Source organism: Anabaena catenula FACHB-362, assembly GCF_014698735.1.
Classification (GTDB): Bacteria; Cyanobacteriota; Cyanobacteriia; order Cyanobacteriales; family Nostocaceae; genus Anabaena; species Anabaena variabilis_A.
The window spans coordinates 89,027-108,684 of sequence record NZ_JACJTQ010000009.1 but is presented as its reverse complement, the minus strand read 5'-3'; the positions used below and the strand labels follow the sequence as shown (position 1 = coordinate 108,684).

Annotated in this window: 13 protein-coding genes; 4 read left to right on the top strand and 9 right to left on the bottom strand. The window is 40.9% G+C overall.

The window, feature by feature from the left end:
• Positions 1 to 293: 293 nt before the first annotated feature.
• The 4 genes from H6G68_RS08715 to H6G68_RS08700 all read right to left on the bottom strand — a co-directional run bounded on the left by H6G68_RS08715 (position 294) and on the right by H6G68_RS08700 (position 4,366).
• The gene (locus H6G68_RS08715; protein ID WP_190906272.1) at positions 294 to 971 is read right to left on the bottom strand and encodes a Coq4 family protein; all 678 of its coding nucleotides are present in this window, start codon (positions 969 to 971) and stop codon (positions 294 to 296) included.
• Between the two features lie 418 nt (positions 972 to 1,389).
• A complete protein-coding gene (gene thiO / locus H6G68_RS08710) occupies positions 1,390 to 3,363 on the bottom strand; it encodes a glycine oxidase ThiO (protein ID WP_190906271.1) in 1,974 nt (657 codons plus the stop codon).
• A 183-nt stretch (positions 3,364 to 3,546) separates the two neighbouring features.
• Positions 3,547 to 4,011, bottom strand: coding sequence for a hypothetical protein (locus tag H6G68_RS08705; RefSeq protein WP_190906270.1), 465 nt, complete (start codon positions 4,009 to 4,011; stop codon positions 3,547 to 3,549).
• A gap of 16 nt (positions 4,012 to 4,027) precedes the next feature.
• Entirely contained in the window at positions 4,028 to 4,366 is a 339-nt protein-coding gene (locus tag H6G68_RS08700) for a 2Fe-2S iron-sulfur cluster-binding protein (protein ID WP_190906269.1), read from the bottom strand.
• A 74-nt stretch (positions 4,367 to 4,440) separates the two neighbouring features.
• On the opposite strand from H6G68_RS08700, the gene cimA reads away from it, so the two are divergent.
• A complete protein-coding gene (gene cimA / locus H6G68_RS08695) occupies positions 4,441 to 6,120 on the top strand; it encodes a citramalate synthase (RefSeq protein ID WP_190906268.1) in 1,680 nt (559 codons plus the stop codon).
• 328 nt (positions 6,121 to 6,448) lie between these two features.
• Positions 6,449 to 7,849, top strand: coding sequence for a serine/threonine-protein kinase (locus H6G68_RS08690; protein WP_190906267.1), 1,401 nt, complete (start codon positions 6,449 to 6,451; stop codon positions 7,847 to 7,849).
• 1,067 nt (positions 7,850 to 8,916) lie between these two features.
• On the opposite strand, the gene H6G68_RS08685 is transcribed toward H6G68_RS08690, so the two are convergent.
• A complete protein-coding gene (locus H6G68_RS08685; protein WP_190906266.1) occupies positions 8,917 to 9,150 on the bottom strand; it encodes a hypothetical protein in 234 nt (77 codons plus the stop codon).
• Between the two features lie 173 nt (positions 9,151 to 9,323).
• On the opposite strand from H6G68_RS08685, the gene H6G68_RS08680 reads away from it, so the two are divergent.
• Positions 9,324 to 11,387, top strand: coding sequence for an NAD(P)/FAD-dependent oxidoreductase (locus H6G68_RS08680; protein ID WP_190906265.1), 2,064 nt, complete (start codon positions 9,324 to 9,326; stop codon positions 11,385 to 11,387).
• Between the two features lie 7 nt (positions 11,388 to 11,394).
• Here the strand turns inward: H6G68_RS08680 and H6G68_RS08675 are convergent, their stop codons facing one another.
• Together H6G68_RS08675 and H6G68_RS08670 are read right to left on the bottom strand one after the other, a co-directional pair.
• The gene (locus tag H6G68_RS08675; RefSeq protein ID WP_190906264.1) at positions 11,395 to 12,966 is read right to left on the bottom strand and encodes a hypothetical protein; all 1,572 of its coding nucleotides are present in this window, start codon (positions 12,964 to 12,966) and stop codon (positions 11,395 to 11,397) included.
• Between the two features lie 323 nt (positions 12,967 to 13,289).
• Positions 13,290 to 15,818 carry a mannose-1-phosphate guanyltransferase gene (locus tag H6G68_RS08670; protein WP_190906263.1) on the bottom strand — a complete coding sequence of 843 codons (2,529 nt, stop codon included), beginning with the start codon at positions 15,816 to 15,818 and terminating at the stop codon, positions 13,290 to 13,292.
• A 581-nt stretch (positions 15,819 to 16,399) separates the two neighbouring features.
• Between H6G68_RS08670 and H6G68_RS08665 the strand changes: the two genes are divergently transcribed.
• Complete coding sequence (locus H6G68_RS08665; RefSeq protein WP_127051966.1) at positions 16,400 to 16,591, top strand: hypothetical protein; 192 nt, start codon at positions 16,400 to 16,402, stop codon at positions 16,589 to 16,591.
• A gap of 87 nt (positions 16,592 to 16,678) precedes the next feature.
• Here H6G68_RS08665 and H6G68_RS08660 read toward each other — a convergent pair whose 3' ends face one another.
• Together H6G68_RS08660 and pheT are read right to left on the bottom strand one after the other, a co-directional pair.
• Positions 16,679 to 16,948 carry a YciI family protein gene (locus H6G68_RS08660; protein ID WP_190906262.1) on the bottom strand — a complete coding sequence of 90 codons (270 nt, stop codon included), beginning with the start codon at positions 16,946 to 16,948 and terminating at the stop codon, positions 16,679 to 16,681.
• A 211-nt stretch (positions 16,949 to 17,159) separates the two neighbouring features.
• A complete protein-coding gene (gene pheT, locus H6G68_RS08655; protein ID WP_190906261.1) occupies positions 17,160 to 19,595 on the bottom strand; it encodes a phenylalanine--tRNA ligase subunit beta in 2,436 nt (811 codons plus the stop codon).
• Positions 19,596 to 19,658 lie beyond the last annotated feature (63 nt).

Below are 19,658 nucleotides of genomic sequence, written 5' to 3'. Positions count from 1 at the left end.
TCTCATAATTATAGACAAATCGTTACATTAATTAAAACTAAAAGTTAATAATTCTAGATTCAGGCTGAAGCATTGACAAAATCCATAATGTGTGTGTTTATTTTACGCACACACTAACTAAACAATTCAAAATTGAGCCAAAGGATACAAAATTAAAGACATCACAAATCAAACCAGAGTCCTATATATAGCGTTTCCTAGTCTAATGAAGTACAAAATTATCTGCGTTTATCTGCGTCTATCTGCGTTTAATTCTTACCTGCTTGTACCTCGCTTGAATGGGAATTGCTATATCAGTTTTCCTGGATAGGATTCATTCCTAATTGAGCGCGAATTTTAATAACTGGAATATCCCAAAACTGATCCCACTTTTGAGCAATAAGTTTGCTGGGAGTATGAGAACCTAAACGGTAGCCACGGGATATTTCTGTCATTAAAGGTTTGAGTTTAGCAGGTTGGTAGAGACTAATTAAAACCATACCAAAACTGACAAGCATGATGCTGATAGGAATAGGAGTTTGTGCTAATACAAAAGCTTGTAAACCAAGTTCTCCCAATACATCAGTCTCAAATCCTGCGACTACATGATAAATATCATGAGTAGTTCTCCAGAGCATTTTGAGATAAGAAATATCATCAACCACAGGAACTTTTTTGTAGAAGTTGGGATCGAAGCCTCTAGATTTCATTTCCGTAGCATAAACATTTCCTAAAGTTCCTTCAGGAAGTTTACTTAATTCATCTAAATTTATCGGTGCAGGTAGCCAGCGTTCTGTAAATAAGGCGTTAATTTCGGAATTTTTCTTCAGTTCATCTACAGCTAATTGTGCTATTTCTGTTTGATCAAGTGCATCTTCAAAATTAAAAACTGGATCAGTTCCATCATATTCAGTTCTCAATGCTCTTGATGCGAGAAATTGAATGTAGGCTAGTAGTCCTTTATCGTTATTGTAGGTAATCACATTATCCATGATTATTCTCCAATTTTAGAAACATCATTGTTAATTTTCATGGGAATGGGATATAGATTCCCACTTCAGTAAAGTAAGAAATATTTAACCGCAGATAGAAAAGGATAAATGCAGATTAACGCAGCAGATGAATTTGTACTTCAGTAGACGAGTAAATGCTATGTATGAGTCAGGTTTTGTGAACAAAATAAATATGCTTTCCTATGCTTTCCTAATTATTGGAGATATGAGAAGTGTTTTTCATATATCAAAGGGGAGATGTAATAAGTAGGTAGGCATAAATAATTATGCTGAGGATAAGGCAGAGAGCAAAAGGGTTTTATTGTGCTTACTTAGTTATACAATTAGTTTTACTTTTAGTAGAAATAAAATAAAGACAAAAGCGGGCAAGATGCCCGCACTACAAGATTGGTTAAAATTAACTAGTAATCGTTCCCGTCACAGGTGAACTAGCACTAGCGTAATCTTTCATTGGCATTCTTCCGGCTAAATAAGCCATGCGACCGGCGACAGTTGCTAAATTCATTGCATAAGCCATTGCTGGAGCATTTTGAGCCAGTGCGATCGCACTATTAATTAATAACGCATCCGCCCCCAATTCCATCGCCTCAGACGCTTCGGAAGGCGCACCAATGCCCGCATCTACTACCACAGGTATATTGGCATTTTCAATAATGATCTGAATATTGGCAGTAGTTTTCAACCCTTGTCCAGAACCAATAGGTGCAGCTAAAGGCATTACCGTGGCACAGCCCACCTCCTCTAACCGCTTGGCTAACATGGGATCAGCATTAATATAAGGCAATACCGCAAAACCTTCTTTTACCAACTGTTCAGCAGCTTGCAAAGTGCCAATGGGATCTGGTAATAAATATTTAGCATCGGGAATCACTTCTAACTTGACAAAATTATTATCTTCCTGTCCTAATAATTTCGCCATTTCTCGTCCCAAACGGGCAACACGAATCGCATCTTCTGCGGTTTGACAACCAGCAGTATTCGGTAACATCCAAATTTTATTCCAATCCAGAGCTTCCGCCAAACCTTCATGTCCCGCTGCTTTAGTTTGGACTCGTCGCACTGCTACAGTAACAATTTGGCAACCACTGGCGGCGACACTGCGCTGCATTTCCTCAATACTGCGGTACTTACCAGTTCCCGTCATCAAGCGAGATTTAAAAGTTTTGCCAGCAATAATTAATCCTGAATTTTCAATGTTGAATTCTGATGATGGTAAAGATAAATTGGTAGATAAATTGGTGCGGTTTCCGTTAGTAAAATTAGCAGAATTAGTAAGCATGGATGTAGTGGTAGATGTCTGAGCTTGGAAGCGCGAATAGTGAAAATTAGTCAATAGAGGATCAGCTTTTTGTGACCAAATCAAATCAGCAATTAATGTGGCTGTGACAGGTGCGAGTAAAATTCCATTACGGTAATGACCAGTAGCCAAAGTTAAATTGGGACAATGGCTATTGCCCAAGATGGGTAATTCATCGGGTGTGGCTGGGCGAAATCCCCACCAAAGTTCTTGAATCGGATAATTCTCTAATTGGGGATAAAGGCGAATTGCAGCTTGGAGTAAGCCTTGAATCCCACCTGGGGTGTTATGGGGAGTAAAGCCCACATCTTCACTGGTTGCACCCAGAATCATAGAACGATTCCGCCGGGGGACAATGTAAATATTTTCACCAAATAAAACCCGTGTTAAGGGTAATTCCGGCAAGAATTCTGGTACTCCCAAACTGAGCATTTGTCCTTTGCGGGGACGTATCGGTAAGGGTAACAGTTCATTTGCCCAAGCACCAGCGGCTAAAAGATAATGTGCAGCGTGAATTAAGCCAATATTTGTTTGTACACCGATAACTTGTCCTTGCTGTTGTGCGATCGCTTCTACTTTAATCCCATCTTGGAGTTCTACACCCAAAGACTGAGCCGCAGTACGTAAAACTTGGGCTAAGGCGCGATTGTCAACTTGACCATCTTCAGGATACCACCAGCCACCAATGACATCTGCTCCCAATCCTGGTTGATATAGTTCAATTGCTGATTTGTCTAACCAATAAGCAGGAGATTGATCATTGGTTCTCGTTTCTGGTTGTTGATAAACTGGTGCCAGGATGCCACAAGGCCAATAACCTGTGTTTAAACCAGTCAGTTTTTCGAGTTTAGCCGTCCATTCAGGATATAAGGCACGCGATCGCCAACATAAAGAAAGCATTGCCTGATTGGGAATATTTTCCGCATCCGGTGCTAACATCCCGGCAGCGGCGTGGCTGGCAGCAGCAGAGAAATCACGACAAAGCACGGTAACATTTGCCCCACGCGATTTGAGTTCAATGGCGCAAGCCAAGCCGATCACGCCACCACCAATAATTAAAACGTCACTAGTCATTAGTTATTAGTCATTAGTACATAACTAATAACTTATCAGGGGTAAACAAAGGGCTGGTGATTGGAGAAGAGGTGATTGGGTATTGGATTTTGGATTTTGGATGGTATTGAATTAACTCCACTTGAAAATCTAAAATCTCAAACCTCAAATTTATCTTCCCATCTCCACCTCCCTAGTCACCAGCTACCACAAAGCCCGAATAGGTTGTTTTTCTTGATTCGTGTCACTTGAACCACTGTCTGTTGAGACTGATTGAGTATCAGTGGTGGATATATCCGTATTGCTTGTACTGGGTGTATTTTCAGTGGTGGATGTTGGCTCCGTAGAAGCATTATTTTGAGCTACACTAGTGCGGCGGGTTTCACTATCAAGATCGTTACTAGTAGTGGTTTCAGCATCATTTCTAGTAGCGGTTTCAGAATTATTCCTAATCGCGGTTTCAGAATCATTCTTACTAGCAGTTTCAGGATCATTCCTGGTGGCAGTGCTATTAACATTAATATTAGCTGGGAGGACGCTAGAGGCTCTGCGACCAGGAGGTACATTAGCGCTTTGTTGCCCGCCCATGGGAAAATTAATACCTAGCAACGTACCCAGCAAAATCGCCACGCCTCCTGCCATCAAAATCAGAGGTGTCCATCTGCCCATCTTGTTTGTCTCCTTTTTAACCTTCTGGTGTCCAAACTAATTGAGAACCTTGACCCCAAAATCCATCAAATTTTGTGACTTTTACATCGCCTAAAACCTGAGTTTGACAAGCTAAACGCAAATCAGTTGTGGGAGAATGGGGAGGAAGCGAACGCCGTGTTTGATCACGCCAATTCGCTACGGATACTTCGCCTTCTACCTTAACCGCACAAGTACCACAACTGCCAAGTCCTCTACAGTTTATGACCTGAGAACCGCCGTTGTAGAGGTCAACACCATTGTCTAACAGAATTTTGCGTAAATTGGCTTGGCTAACACACTCAATGGTTTTACCTTGAGCTAGTACCTTGGGCATCTTTAGATTACCAAACTCGCTTTTTGTTGTATATTGGCACATCGCTTCAAAGTTGTCTCTTATGTCTGAGTTTTATGACCACAAATCCCTCTCTTCAACTTTGGCTCTATGACACTACTCTACGAGATGGCACTCAACGGGAAGGACTATCAGTCTCTATAGAAGATAAATTACGCATTGCTCACAAACTTGATCAATTAGGGATTCCCTTTATTGAAGGTGGTTGGCCAGGAGCAAATCCCAAAGATGTACAATTCTTCTGGGAACTTCAAGAAAATCCCCTCAAACAAGCAGAAGTAGTTCCTTTTTGCTCTACTCGTCGCCCTCACGCCATAGCCGCAGATGAACCCATGCTGCAAGCGATTCTAGCAGCAGGTACTCGCTGGGTGACAATTTTTGGTAAATCCTGGGATTTGCACGTTACAGCCGGACTTAAGACCAGTCTGGAAGAAAATTTAGCCATGATTGGTGACACAATTGAGTATCTGCGTTCTCAAGGACGGCGCGTAATTTACGATGCTGAACATTGGTTTGATGGCTACAAGCAAAATCCTGATTATGCTTTACAAACATTAACAGCAGCAATGACATCAGGTGCTGAATGGTTGGTTTTGTGTGATACCAATGGCGGAACTTTACCTCATGAAGTTACGCAAATTGTTAAAGATGTCGTTACAGAAATAGGGAACAGGGAACTATTAACAGGGAATGAGGAAAAAGCTCTTACCCAATCACCAATCACCAATCACCAATTCCCAATCACCAAAATTGGCATTCATACTCATAACGATTCAGAAATGGCTGTAGCTAACGCCTTAGCCGCAGTTATGGCTGGGGCAACGATGGTACAAGGTACAATCAACGGTTATGGGGAACGCTGCGGTAATGCTAATTTGTGTTCTCTGATTCCTAATTTACAGCTAAAGCTTGGTTATAGCTGTATCGGTGAACACCAGCTAAATCAACTTACAGAAGCTAGTCGTTTTGTCAGCGAAGTTGTCAATCTCGCACCTGATGAACACGCGCCTTTTGTTGGACGTTCGGCTTTTGCTCATAAAGGTGGTATTCATGTATCGGCTGTAGAACGTAATCCTTTAACCTATGAACATATTCAGCCGGAACTGGTGGGAAACCAACGTCGGATTGTTATTTCTGAACAGTCTGGTTTAAGTAATGTGTTAGCTAAGGCCCGAACTTGTGGGATTGAATTAGATAAGGATCATCCTCAAGCTAGACAAATTCTCCAACGCATGAAGGAATTGGAAAGTCAAGGATATCAATTTGAAGCCGCAGAAGCTAGTTTTATTCTTTTGATGTATGAGGCGTTGGGTCGTCGTGAGCAGTTTTTTGAGGTGAAAGGTTTTCAAGTACACTGTGATTTAGTAGAGGTGAAAGAAACTACTAATTCTTTAGCCACGGTGAAAGTAGCTGTTAATGGTAAAAATATTCTCGAAGTTGCGGAAGGAAATGGACCAGTTGCAGCTTTAGATGCTGCTTTGCGTAAAGCTTTGGTGAACTTTTATCCCCAAATTGCGGACTTTGAGTTGACTGATTATAAAGTCAGAATTCTCAATGGACATACAGGAACAGCTGCAAAAACCCGCGCTTTAGTAGAATCGGGTAATGGTCAACAACGCTGGACTACTGTAGGGGTTTCTACAAATATTTTGGAAGCTTCCTATCAAGCTGTCGTTGAAGGTTTGGAATATGGTTTGTTGTTGCATTTCCAAGCTGAAAAGGCGTTGAAGGTTTAGAAGTAAATAGATTTTGTAGAGATGTTTTATCAAATGTCTCTACGAAGATATTTTTCCTAAACCTATTGACAAGTTTCTGGCTTTCAATTATGCTTATTTTATAATGGGAATCTGTGCGCGCATATATACTATGATTTTGATTTCCCAAAGTTATTATTAATCTCAGAATCAGGATTTTCAGGTGAGTAAACTACATCTCTTTTTCTCACGCAGAGGCGCAGAGTCGCAGAGAAGAATTAAGAGTGTGGTCTAAATACATATAAACTGATGTAATATACATCTTAAATCTTGTTCATCCTTAAATCCTGTAAATCCTGATTCAGACAATATGTGGACACCTAACACCCCACTACAGAACGGACAGTATATCATTAAAAGAGCGATCGGTGGCGGTGGTTTTGGTGAAACATATCTCGCAGAAGATAGGGAAGAAAACAGGTTGATTGTGATAAAAACCCTCAACCGGGAACAACGAGAAAAACCAGACTTTGCGGAAATACAAAAGAAGTTTAGAAAAGAAGCTTTAGATTTATCAAAATGCTATCATCCCCATATTGTCCAAGTTTACGACAATTTTCCTGAAGATGGACTTTGGGTGATTGTTATGGAACACATTGACGGTGATGATTTAGCAGCTTATGTGGAAAACTACACTGCTGAAAATGGTTACTTGTCAGAAACCGAAGCTTTGCGCTACATTGACCAAATCGGACAAGCTTTAGAATGTGTTCATGAACGGAAACTTTTACACCGAGATGTGAAACCCAATAATATTTTGTTGCGACGGGAAAGCAAGGAAGCAGTATTAATTGATTTTGGGTTAGCGCGGGAATTTCAACCTGGTAAAATCAGAAGCATGACGGGGATGATAACCCAAGGTTATGCACCCATAGAACAGTATGAACGGCGTGGAGATTTTGGTTATTATACTGATGTTTATGCTTTAGCTGCGACATTATATAGTTTATTAACGAATAGAGTTCCCATTCCTGCTAATTATCGCGCTGAGGAAGATGTCAAGTTATCACCACCGCAAAAATTTAATCAGCAGATTAGCGATAAAGTAAATGCTGCTATTCTCAAAGGGATGGAGTTAGAACCAGTCAACCGTCCCCAAACTGTGCGGGAGTTTCGGGAGTTATTGGGTTTGGTGGTTAAACCTGTTATTAATTTCGATATTCAACAACCCATTAACAATGTAGAGACGTTCCATATAACGTCTCTACACACACCACCAAATAACCAGGAGATAGAATTAAAATCATCCTGTGGAATGGACTATAGGAAACTGCGTGACTTACTCGCACAAGGGAAATGGAGGGAAGCAGACGAGAAAACAGCACGAGTAATGTTAGCGGTTGCGAAGCGCGAAAACGAGGGTTGCTTAGATGTTAAAGATATTGATCATTTTCCTTGTGAAGACCTCCGCACCATTGACCAGTTGTGGGTAAAATACAGTGATGGGAAATTTGGTCTTTCTGTGCAGAAACGCATTTATCAAAGTTTTGGTGGAACGAGAGAATGTAACAGAGAAATCTGGAAGAAGTTCGGGGACAAGGTAGGATGGAGTGGTGACACTAGGTGGTTGGCAGTAGAACATATTACTTTGAAAGCACCAGAAGGCCACCTCCCTTTAATTTTGATGGCGCGTGGGTTTTGTATGAGGTGGTTTATGGGAGAGCAAGAGAGGGTAGTACTCTTCTCTCGCGTCGAGACTTGTAAGTTGTAACATTTAAGGTTTACATAAAATTATTAAGTCTGAATCAGGATATCTGGTTACTGAGCGAAGTCGAAGTACAGGATTTAAGGATTTACAGGATGTTAGTTTGCATCTAAAGATCCCCGACTTCTGCGATAATTAATGTGATAAATGAGAAAATTGTTAAAAGTTGTCGGGTATCTGAAATTCTCAATTGTCTGAATCAGGATATCTGGTTACTGAGCGAAGTCGAAGTACAGGATTTTAGGATTTACAGGATATTGGTTTGAAAGGTTTTGAAAGGTGATGTTTTAGATATTTATTTAATCATCAATTTTCAATTTAAAAATGTGAGAGTTTAAATAGAATTACCCAACAATCATTAACTTACATATTAAAATTAATATCTAAAAAATCCCCACATCGCCAAAATCCTGACATCAAAAAATCTCAATCTCAACCCACATCCTGTACATCCTAAAATCCTGGATATCCTGATTCAGACAATTAAAAACCTATAGAGTACAGCTTAAATCATATACTAAACAGGAAAATCCATATCCTGTAAATCCTAAAATCCTGGATATCCTGATTCAGACAATTAAATAAAGCATTCACCCAAATTACTTGTTTATCTTCAGATTTTAACCATGTTTCCAAAAATCTGTTATATATGGCGCTGACAGATTTCTAGATATAACATTAGACTAGCAAAAACTCAGAACACTGTCAACGCCCCAAGCTGAAATAACCAAAACTCGTTAAATTATTGACACCATTCTCAATAATCATGAGAATAGACCCCTCTTTATTGCAAAAAATCTTTTTTTATAAATGTAGGTTGGGTTGACGTAAGGAAACCCAACATGATTCAAATGTGATCAGGTGATATTGTTGGGTTGCGTTATCACTTAACCCAACCTACAGAGTATAATATTTACCAAAACCTTAAATAATCAATTATAAAAAAATGCCATCTACTGTTACTCTCACTATTACCACAGGGAAACTTTTCAGGAAAACAATATGCTTTTTTAATTTTTAATTTCGCTCTGCTCACTAGTCCATACAGGGTAAAATGCCAAAAGAGAAGAGGATTAAGGGAAACTTTCCCACGCTTGGGCAACCAATGTACTCAGCCAGCGTCGCTGTTGTCGATTTAACACCAAGTCATCTGCTAACACTTGGGCAGTTAATTCTTCTAAAGATTGACCCTGAGCGCGGACAAGTTTGACTACGCCGGCAATTACCGCTGCTACCAGTTCTTCATCAACTGGCTGTTGTTGAAGTGCAAAAATTTCTTGGGGACTGTCTGGGATAGGATAATTCATGGTATGAGTTTACAGAAGTTCTAAAATGAATAATAAATTTAACAAACTATTAAAATTTCTTAATTTTCTTAATTAAATTTTTTTGATGCAACTGATAGGGCGGAGTCTAGCGCACTTTCTGCCTTTGTTAAATCTGTCGTAGTGAGTAAATCGATGGGAGATGTGAGCGGAATATGAAAGAAGTTCTTTACTTAGAAATTCCTACGACCGATACTGTGGCTGTACGTAGTTGGCTGCAAATAGATTTTGCACCAGGGTATGGAGAAAAATTACTGACCACAGACGGTTTTCGCCTGAGAAACCCTGTTGTGTCTGTTGAGGAAAATTTGGCAGATGAACTTTCTGTGTTTGTCTGGTCGGTACAGCGCACTACTTACCTGAAGGTGTTCCGTTGGGCTGATAAACCTTTTGCGAATGAGGGACAAATTCTCCAACGCCTAACTACAGGAATTAGAAGCCGCTTTCCCCATAGTTATCCAGAACCACCAGAGATTGATCCTCAAAAATCGATTTTCCTACAGCTAGAACCTTATTATCCCCTGACTGTCAAGTACTTTCAAAAAATGCCCAATGGGGAATATGATCTCAACCGTGCTTACTGGTGGGAGCAACGTTGGCGAGAAGGGGTGAGAAATCCCCAGCAGCCTCGTCAGGTGGTGTTTTATGAAGGCAACAGGGAAGAAAGAAATCCCCATCTCCAATATGACCTGATTTACATTGGTGGGGCTTTAGGGTCGATTCATGCGGCTGTGATGGCTAAGTTGGGTTATAAAGTCCTGCTAGTGGAAAGATTGCCCTTTGGACGGATGAATCGAGAATGGAATATTTCCCGTGATGAAATTCAATGTTTGGTGAATCTGGGTTTGCTGACAAATGCTGAATTGGAAACAATTATTGCCAGAGAGTACAAAGACGGATTTAATAAGTTTTTTGATGGCAATAATCCCTCTCATCTGAGATCACCAATTTTACACACGCCGAATGTGCTGAATATAGCTTTAGATTCTGATAAATTGCTGCAAATCTGTGGAGAAAAGCTACAAGCCGCTGGTGGTGATATTTGGGATGAAACGGAATTTATTCGGGCAGATGTCAGTGATACACAAGTTAAGGTTTTAGTCAAGCATTTACCTAGTGGTAATGAAAAGCAAGTTAGTGGCAGATTGTTAGTAGATGCAATGGGTACGGCTTCGCCTATCGCTTGGCAATTAAATGGTGGTAGGGCTTTTGATAGTGTATGTCCGACGGTGGGAGCAGTAATTGAGAAAGGGTTTGAGCCTGGTGTGTGGGATTCTCAATATGGAGATGTTCTCTACAGTCATGGCGATATTTCTCGCGGTAGACAGTTAATTTGGGAGTTGTTTCCTGGAGTTGGGGAAGAACTGACGATTTATTTATTTCATTACCATGAGGTGAATAGGAAAAATCCCGGTTCTTTGTTGGAGATGTATGAGGACTTTTTCACGATTTTGCCAGAGTATCGTCGCTGCGATATGGACAAATTGGTGTGGAAAAAGCCGACTTTTGGATATATACCGGGGCATTTTAGTGTTAGTAGTAGCGATCGCACAATTGCCTTTGATAGATTAATTGCTATGGGTGATGCTGCCTCACTCCAGTCACCTCTAATCTTTACCGGGTTTGGTTCCCTAGTTCGCAACTTAGAGCGTTTAACAACACTTTTAAACACTGCCCTGAAACATGACTTACTCAGTTTCCGCCACTTAAATCAAATTCGCGCCTACCAAAGTAACGTTTCCGTAACGTGGCTATTTTCCAAAGGAATGATGGTTCCCACAGGCAAATTTATCGCTCCCCAACGGGTAAACGCCATGCTTAATACCTTTTTTGGGTTATTAGCAGACGAACCTCCACAAGTGGCAGATAATTTCATTAAGGATCGTTGCGATTGGTTGACATTTAACCGTTTAGCACTCAAAGCAGCTACGAAAAATCCAGCCTTGCTGCTGTGGATTTGGCAACTAGCTGGTTTTCGGGATTTAGTCCGATGGTTGGGTAATTATTTCAACTTCGGTCGTCACGCCTTAGTTAGTGCTGTACTGAGTAAATTGCTCCCCAAATTCATGAAATTGAACCAAACTTGGCTAGAATCCCGCTATCCGGCCATGTGGTTACAGTTGTTAACCATTAATTATGCGATTTCTACCGGCAAACCAATATGGCGTAATCAGGTAGTCCCAGTTAACCCAAAAGCCGTCACTCAAATTAGTCATTAACAATTAGTTATTGGTCACTAACTTTTGATTCAGGACTATTGGGGCGAAAATTAGGCAATTCTACAGAGGCTAATGATTTGCGTCCTTTGGGTGGACGTTGGGGATAAATCACTGGAGAAGGTGATTTTTGATCTTGCGGATATTCACCCAATGGTTCTGGGAAAAAATTGTGCAAAGGCAATTTTGACGATGTAGAGGGTGAGACTTCTGACCAATAGTCCTCGCTTTCTACAGCATTTGTCTCTTGGTGTCGAGAAGTGGGTGTGACTTGTGGTTCCTGAGTTGGAGAAATCAGCAAATCTTCTGTCGCTAGATTCTCTTCTCTGGTAACTTTTGGTTTTTCACCATTCTCCAAAGTAAATGCTGAGGGTTCCCAGATAGGTGTATCAGCTTGATGACTTTGTACATCATCTACCGGCTGGGAGACAAAAAACCTTTGAATCAAACTCTCCAATTGCTGATCTAGATTTGAGCCATTAGGAGTAGAAACAGTTTCTGATTGAATTACAGAATCATCAACTGCTGACAAGGCAGCTAGTTGTGTTGGTGTCAGGGTGTATTCCTCATCTAAGCTATGCTCAGAAGATGGGGAAGTGGGAGCAGAATCATTGTTTTCCTGTGAGCATGGTGTTGAAGGTTCTGCCCAGGAATTATCTATATTTTGGCGTAGCCCGTCGCAGAAACCACCCATAATATCTGCTTCTGCTGACCAAGGTTTAATGGGCTGTGCATTAGGAAATAAAGACCGGGCTTTTCTAGAGAATCTTGTCTGTCCACCAGTTACGCCTTGTGGGTGATGGGCTGAATCCTCTAAAGTGTCATAGTTAGGGACAGATGTATCTAAACATTTTTCTAACGCGGCTTTAAATTGCAAAGTTTGGCGTTGTTGCCGCATAAGTCTACTTTGCAATTCCCGACAAGTATTTTCTGAGTGAGATAACTGCTGAGACTTTTCATTGTAGTTAGTTTGTAGCAATGAACATTCGCGCTCTAATTGAGCTAGGCGTTGTTGACTAATTTGTAATTGTGCTTTGTGGGTGTCGATGAAAATTTCCTGACGTTGAACAGTTTGTACAGCAGCTTCTAACTGTTGAAATAGAGACTGAATTTGCTCTTGGGCGGCTGCAAGTTCCTGAGTTTGTTGATTTAGCATCGAATCGGTGACGCTGGAGCGCTTTTTTTGCCATTGCAAAATTTTTTCTGCTTCAGCTAATTCTTGTTTTAACTGCTCTACTTGACTGTACAAATCACCATTAGCTGTAGTTAACTCCTCATTCAATCCTAGTAACTTTTGAAATTCCGAGTCTATAAGTGCTTGTTGATCACTGTCAGGTTCTGCCACCCAGTCCTGTGGGATATTATCGTTCAAGTCTTCTACAACGGTGGTGTCATCTTGCTGTGGGCGTAGTCCGTCGTAGACATCTGCGGCTGGGTTCAGGAGTGGTAAATTAGTCACGGCCATATTTTCATAATGCACAACTGAGTAAAAGGGACAACTCGCCTGCTCCGATTGTGGCGAATTTGCAGAATCTAGGGGTTCAATCACAGTGCCGTTGTTTGAGGTGTCAGCTATTTTCATCACTCTTGACCCACCTGCTTAAAATTATTCAGCTATGCTAGTGTCAGCATTGCTGTTCAACTGCGTTCCATTGCTTGAGGGACTGCCGTAAGCAATCAAAATTTCCTCTAGAAGCCAAGTTTAACTCTCGTTTAGCATGAGTGACTAGTACAAGATGGCAAATAGGCAGAAAGCAAATGGCAAATGGCTGTAATGTTCATATATTCTAATTGTTTGTCTGTTTCTAATTGTTTAGTTATTGCTGCCGTAGGCATCATGTAGTATTTTTGTCCGCAAGTGGTAAAGGGTTTGAACCTGCTTGACATAGCCGACGTTAGGGTAGTTTAGACTTCAGCTGCGTAATGTTCCTGTTCTCTTTCCACAAATGTCTGAACACGGTTACGGTAATTTCTCAAGTTGTCATCTACCCATTCGCGATCGCTACTGTTGACAAATAAATGTACCAGTGGTTCACTAGCATCTGGCAAAACTAACACCCAACTATCATCATAGGGCTGACAAATTTTTACCCCGTCAATTAATTCCAGGTTTTGGGCTGGGTGAGTTTCTACCAAATAACGCATTAGCGCCCCCTTGGCAGTCCAAGGACAACGGATAGTATAATTTCTATGAATAACGCGAGGCAATTCGGCGCGGACAGATGCCAGCGATCGCTCTTGGATGGTCAGCATTTCAATTAATTTAGCAATACAGAACATCGAATCAAACCCCGGATGTAAATGGGGGAAAATAAAACCAGTCTCCCCACTACCGCCTAAAACTACATTCGGATTTTTTTGGGAAGTTTCCATCAAAGCCGTCGGATTGGCTTTAGTGCGAATTACTTTACCATCATGACGACGAGCTACTTGTTCTACAGCACTGGAAGCGTGGACTGGGACAACTACCGAACTTCTGGGGTTAGATGTCAACATCATATCTACCATCAGCGCTGTCAGTGTCTCTCCCCGCACCGGGTAGCCAGATTCATCAACTAAAATCAGTTGTTCTCCATTCGCTGATACCTGAACACCAAAATTAGCCTTTAGTGCTTCCACCACATGACCTAATTGTGTCAGCAGTCCTTCACGGTTAGTGGTTGACATTGAGGTTTTATTCAAACTCGCATTTAGCACCACCGCATCAGCACCAAATTTATCTAACATTTGCGGTAAAACCGCCCCTGACACAGCATAAACATAATCAATCACCACTTTCGCCCGACTGTTACGAAGTGTCCCCACATTCAATAATTTCTCAAAAGCAGTGCAGTAAAGGTCAATTACTTGGCTTGGATATGCCACATCGCCAATTTCATGACTTTGCGCCCTCCGCATATCTTCCTTAAAATAAGCCCCCTCAATTTTCTTTTCCTGGGCTTTAGTGATATTAATTCCCTTCGCATCCATGAATTCAATCAGGATATAATCAGGGCGATCAGGGTGTACACGCACATGAATACCCCCAACTACTCCCATGGTCGGGATCACTGTGCGGGTAATAGGAATAGCTGTAGAATCAAGATTCTGAATATCAATACCTACAGACATCAAACCAGCAATTAAAGAACGAGTTACCATCCGCGAGACATTACGTTGGTCACGAGAAACCGTCACTTTAGAATGGGGTTTTAATGTAGAGCCATAAGCAGCACCCAATTTCACCGCAAATTCTGGGCTGATGTCAATATTAGCTAAACCTTGTACACCACGTTGACCAAATAGATTGCGTTGGGCAGTGTTACCCCAAATCAGGTTAATGTTTAAGATTGCACCTGACTCAATCTTTTTACTCGGCCACACCCGTACACCAGGGCTGATTTGGGCTTCTTCTCCCACTGTGGAAAGGGAACCGACTACAGCAGCTTCTAATACATGAGCGCGTCTATCTACACGAGTCCCACGGGAAATTACACAGGCCGATAGCTGGGCTTCATCACCAATAATTGCGCCATTCCAAACTATGGGACGCTTTAAGTTCGCGTCAGCGCCGATGGTAACATTATCGCCAATTACAGTCCCATCTTCAATTTGTACTCTCGCCCCAATCCGACAATTGTCACCAATTACAGCAGGAGTTTCAATTCTAGCTGTAGGATCAATATAGGTATTTTGACCAATCCACACACCGGGAGAAGTTTCTTGGTAGGGAAAATCAAGTTTTACTTTCCTAGCTAGAGCGTCATATTGCGCTTCACGATATGCATCTAAATGACCTACGTCACACCAGTAACCTTGGGCTACATAACCGTAAATTGGCTCATTTCTGGTGAGTAGTAAGGGAAATAAATCTTTGGAAAAGTCACATTCTGTGTATTCTGGTAGATATTCTAAAACTTCAGGTTCTAATATATAAGTACCAGTGTTGACGGTATCAGAAAAAATTTCGCTGGTTGAAGGTTTTTCTAAAAATCTCTGTATTCTTCCAGTTTGGTCAGTAATTACCACCCCAAATTCAATCGGGTTGGGAACACGGGTTAAAACCAAAGTTGCTTTTGACTGTTTTTGTTTGTGAAATGCGATCGCTGCTGTCAGATCAAAATCTGTGATACTATCGCCGCTAATCACTAAAAAAGTTTCATCCAGCAGTTCAGCAATATTTTTTACACAGCCTGCTGTACCCAGTGGTTGGTCTTCTTCGATAGCATATGTCATTTGCACGCCAAAATCACTACCATCTTGGAAGTAATCCCGTAGAACATCTGGTAAATAATGCAACGTTGCGATTACTTCGGTAATCTTATGTCTTCTCAGAAGATTAATGATGTGTTCAGCAATGGGTCGATTTAATATAGGAACCATCGGTTTTGGTAAATCGCAAGTTAAGGGACGTAACCTTGTCCCTGAACCCCCTGCCATCAATACTGCACGCATAAACCCTCCTATTTGCAGCTTTTACTGCATTAGTATCCGTTATAAACTTTATGTTATTGTTTATTAAGTAGAGTAACGTGAATAATTAAAGGTTTGTGGAGAGGGCTTTAGACCTCCAAGTAAGGTTGTAGCCCTGACTACGAGCCAATTTCAAAATTTGTTACCTGACTTAACATAGTTTGATTTCTTTTCGCCTACTTACCTAAGTCTCCTATGGATGTTAATCTTTGAGGAACTTCCACAAGATCTATCCAGTGAGAAATAAGTTTAATTACTCATTAAACTATAGCAATACTCTTTGATTCATGAGAGAATTTTTTAACTATTAGATTTTTGTACTAGCTGAAATTTGTGAGATTAACTTACACTACAATCAGGTAAATAAGTGGTCTTAAATTAAGGCACTGATGAATGCAGGCTACAAAAAACCTACATAAGTGAGGCATACTTATGTAAGTTGGCGTAAATATTTATCATTGGGATAAAGTTTGAACTGTGTTCATCTTTATAACAAGATTTATCTTGATTTGTGCCTTTCTACTTAGCTAATATTCTGTCAGTTACTAAGGGAGTTGATGGAAATGGGTAAATTAATTATTCTTGGCTTGATAGTGGTTTATGTCGGTGGAGCTTGGAAGTTTTGGACTGGATTCAATAAAACTAACTTTAATCAAAGTCTGCCAAATCGCATTGGTTTTTCTTTGCTATGGCCAGCTTTGTTTATTGCTAATCCATCCTATCGGCGTAATTTTAGAAAAGCACTTAAAGGATAATTCGTAATTCGTAATTCGTAATAATGCCTACGGCTGGCTACCGCCAACGTAATTCGTAATTAATTACAAATTATGAATTATGATTGACTAAAAAGCTTGAATCCATTCCTTAATAGAATATTCAGTCCAAATGCCGTTTTGCCAATAGGGATCAGCTTCCACTAATTGACGAACGGTGTTTTCGTCTTCGGCTTCATAAATGCCAAAAACTTGTGTGACATCTTTGGTAGGGCCAAGGGTGATCAAAACACCAGCTTCTTTTTGTTTGGCTAATCCGTCTAAATGGGCTTGACGATAGGGGTCACGTTTTGCGAGGACATCTTCGCAGTAAGTTCCCCACATTATGTATTTAGGCATGATTTTGTTAATCCTAGGTTAAGAATAAAATATGAAAAGAGGTATCAGTTGAAAGTGGCTGGTAGTGAGGGCTTTAAAACCCAAATTAGGGCTGTAGCCCTGACTACAAACCTTTAATTATTGACGTTGATCTACTTCATGAGAATTGGGAATTAGTAAATAGAAAAAACTCTTAGCAATTACCTTTTCCCCAATTACCCATTAAAAAATCCTAACTTCTCAGACTCACGCCGAATTTTTCCACTAAAGCACTACGGACTTTATCGTGGACTGGTTGGACTTCAGAATCGGTGAGAGTGCGATCGCTGGCACGATAGACTAAACGAAAGGCTAAACTCCGTTGTCCGACTGGAACGTGTTCACCGCGATACTCATCAAACAATTCCACAGAATCTAATAAACCTTTACCAGCTTTGGTAATCACCTTTTCAATTTCCGAAACCGTGACTTTCACTGGTGCGAAAAAGGCAATATCTCTATCGCTCGCTGGATAGGTAGAATAAGAATGGAACTTGGGAACTAGCAATTCATCATTATCCAGCCCATTCAACAGCACATCCAAACTTAATTGGAACACATAAACTGCTTCTGGTAAACCCTTTTCCCGTCGCAATTGAGGATGAACTTGCCCAAAAGTTCCCAGTCTGTTTCCCCCCACCCATAAAGAAGCAGTGCGTCCAGGATGCAATCGAGAATCGCGGTTTTCTGGTTGAAATTCCACCCGCAAACCAAGTTGTTGAAACACACTTTCTAAAATCCCTTTCGCTTCAAACCAAGTGATAGGTTGTTCACGACCACCTCTTGACCATTTACCCAAAGAGGCATCACCACCAATGATCCCAGCCAGCATATCAGTTTCTTGGAAACCATCTTCTTCGCGCCAGAAAATGCGCCCAATTTCAAAACCATTTAGCGCCCTATTTCCCTGTTCTACATTATATTGACAAGCATCAATTAACCCAGATATTAAATCGGTTCGCAACGCCGAATATTCGGCAAATAATGGATTTGTTAAGACTATTTGCTGACTTTCTCCTGGTTTAACCAAAGAATAATGAATTAATTCTGTCAAACCTTCAGCCCGTAGGGAAGCGCGTAACTTCCGAAGTAACTCTTGATCTAAAGATAGATAACCAGGTTCAGTTTTCTCTGGTAAAGTATCGCAGAATTTATCATAGCCATAAAGACGGGCAATTTCTTCAATTAAATCAATTTCCCGTTCTAAGTCCCGGTAACGATAGGGAGGTACTGTCACCTTCCAAGTACGTTCACCAGTATTCACCAACTCACATCCTAGTGCAGTTAAAATTTCTTCTACATCTTTTTCTTGCAGTTCTCCCGTTTCGTCTCCCAACTCAACCGGTCCAAGTACGTCATTCACTCGATCTAAACGCAGGGCGATAGAATGGGACCAAGTAGAAGAATCAGGACGACTATCAGAAGTTTCTTGCTGAACAATTACACCTGCGGCTAATTCACTGATTAATGATAAAGCCCGGTGACAAGCGATTTCTAATTCTGCCCGATTTACTCCGCGTTCATATCTGCCCGAAGCCTCACTTCTTAACCCTACACTACGAGAAGAACGGCGAATAGCCACAGAATCAAATAAAGCCGCTTCTAAAACTAGACTTTGTGTACCTTCATGAACTTCCGTTTCCTCTCCACCCATGACACCGGCTAAAGCCACTGCTTTATTATTAGCGGTGATTAACAAATTTTGAGTTGATAAATTGCGGGTTTGTCCATCTAAGGTTTTGAGAGTTTCTCCAGCATCAGCAAAGCGCACACCAATAGTTAATTTTTCACCCCCAGCCACAGATTTTAACCGTTCTTGATCAAAAGCGTGGAGAGGTTGTCCCCGTTCTAACAAAACGTAGTTAGTGATATCAACTACATTATTAATTGGTCTAACTCCAGCAGAACGCAAACGCTGTTGTAACCATTCCGGAGAAGGAGCAATTTTTAGCTGTTCTATTACCGTACCGATATAAGCCGGACAAGCTTCTGGTTCAGAGATTTTTAAAGCTAAGTTTCCTGTACCTTTGATAATTTCTACTTTTGCGGATTCTGGAATAGACAACTTTCCACCTGTTAAAGCTGCTACTTCCCTAGCGATACCCACCATAGATAAAGCATCAGCACGGTTAGCAGTCGCAGTCACATCTAAAATCACATCATCTAAACCTAACAAGGGACGTACATCACTACCCAAGGTGAGATTTTCTGGTGTGAAAATATGAATACCATCTATGTCAGTGGGTAAACCTAGTTCTTTTAAAGAACATATCATCCCGTTAGATGGTACACCGCGTAGTTTGGCTGGTTTAATTTTTAAATCGATATTTGGTAAATAAGTTCCTGTAGTTGCAATGGGAACATATATATCTGCACAGACATTAGCAGCACCACAGACAATATTTAAAGTCTCATCTGCACCAATATCTACTGTACAAACGCTGAGTTTATCTGCATTGGGGTGAGGTTGACGCTCAAGCACTCTCCCCACAACTACGCCATTTGCCCAAGTCCGGCGATCTTCAATATCTTCAACTTCAAAACCTGCCATTGTCAAGGTTTCGGCTAATTCTTCTGGAGTAAGTTTTATTTCTACTAGTTCCCGCAGCCAATTTAGAGAAATACGCATGGAGTGTGCTGGTGTTCAGATTTAGATTTGTCTTTTGCTTTAATTTTATCTGTTAGGTGGAGA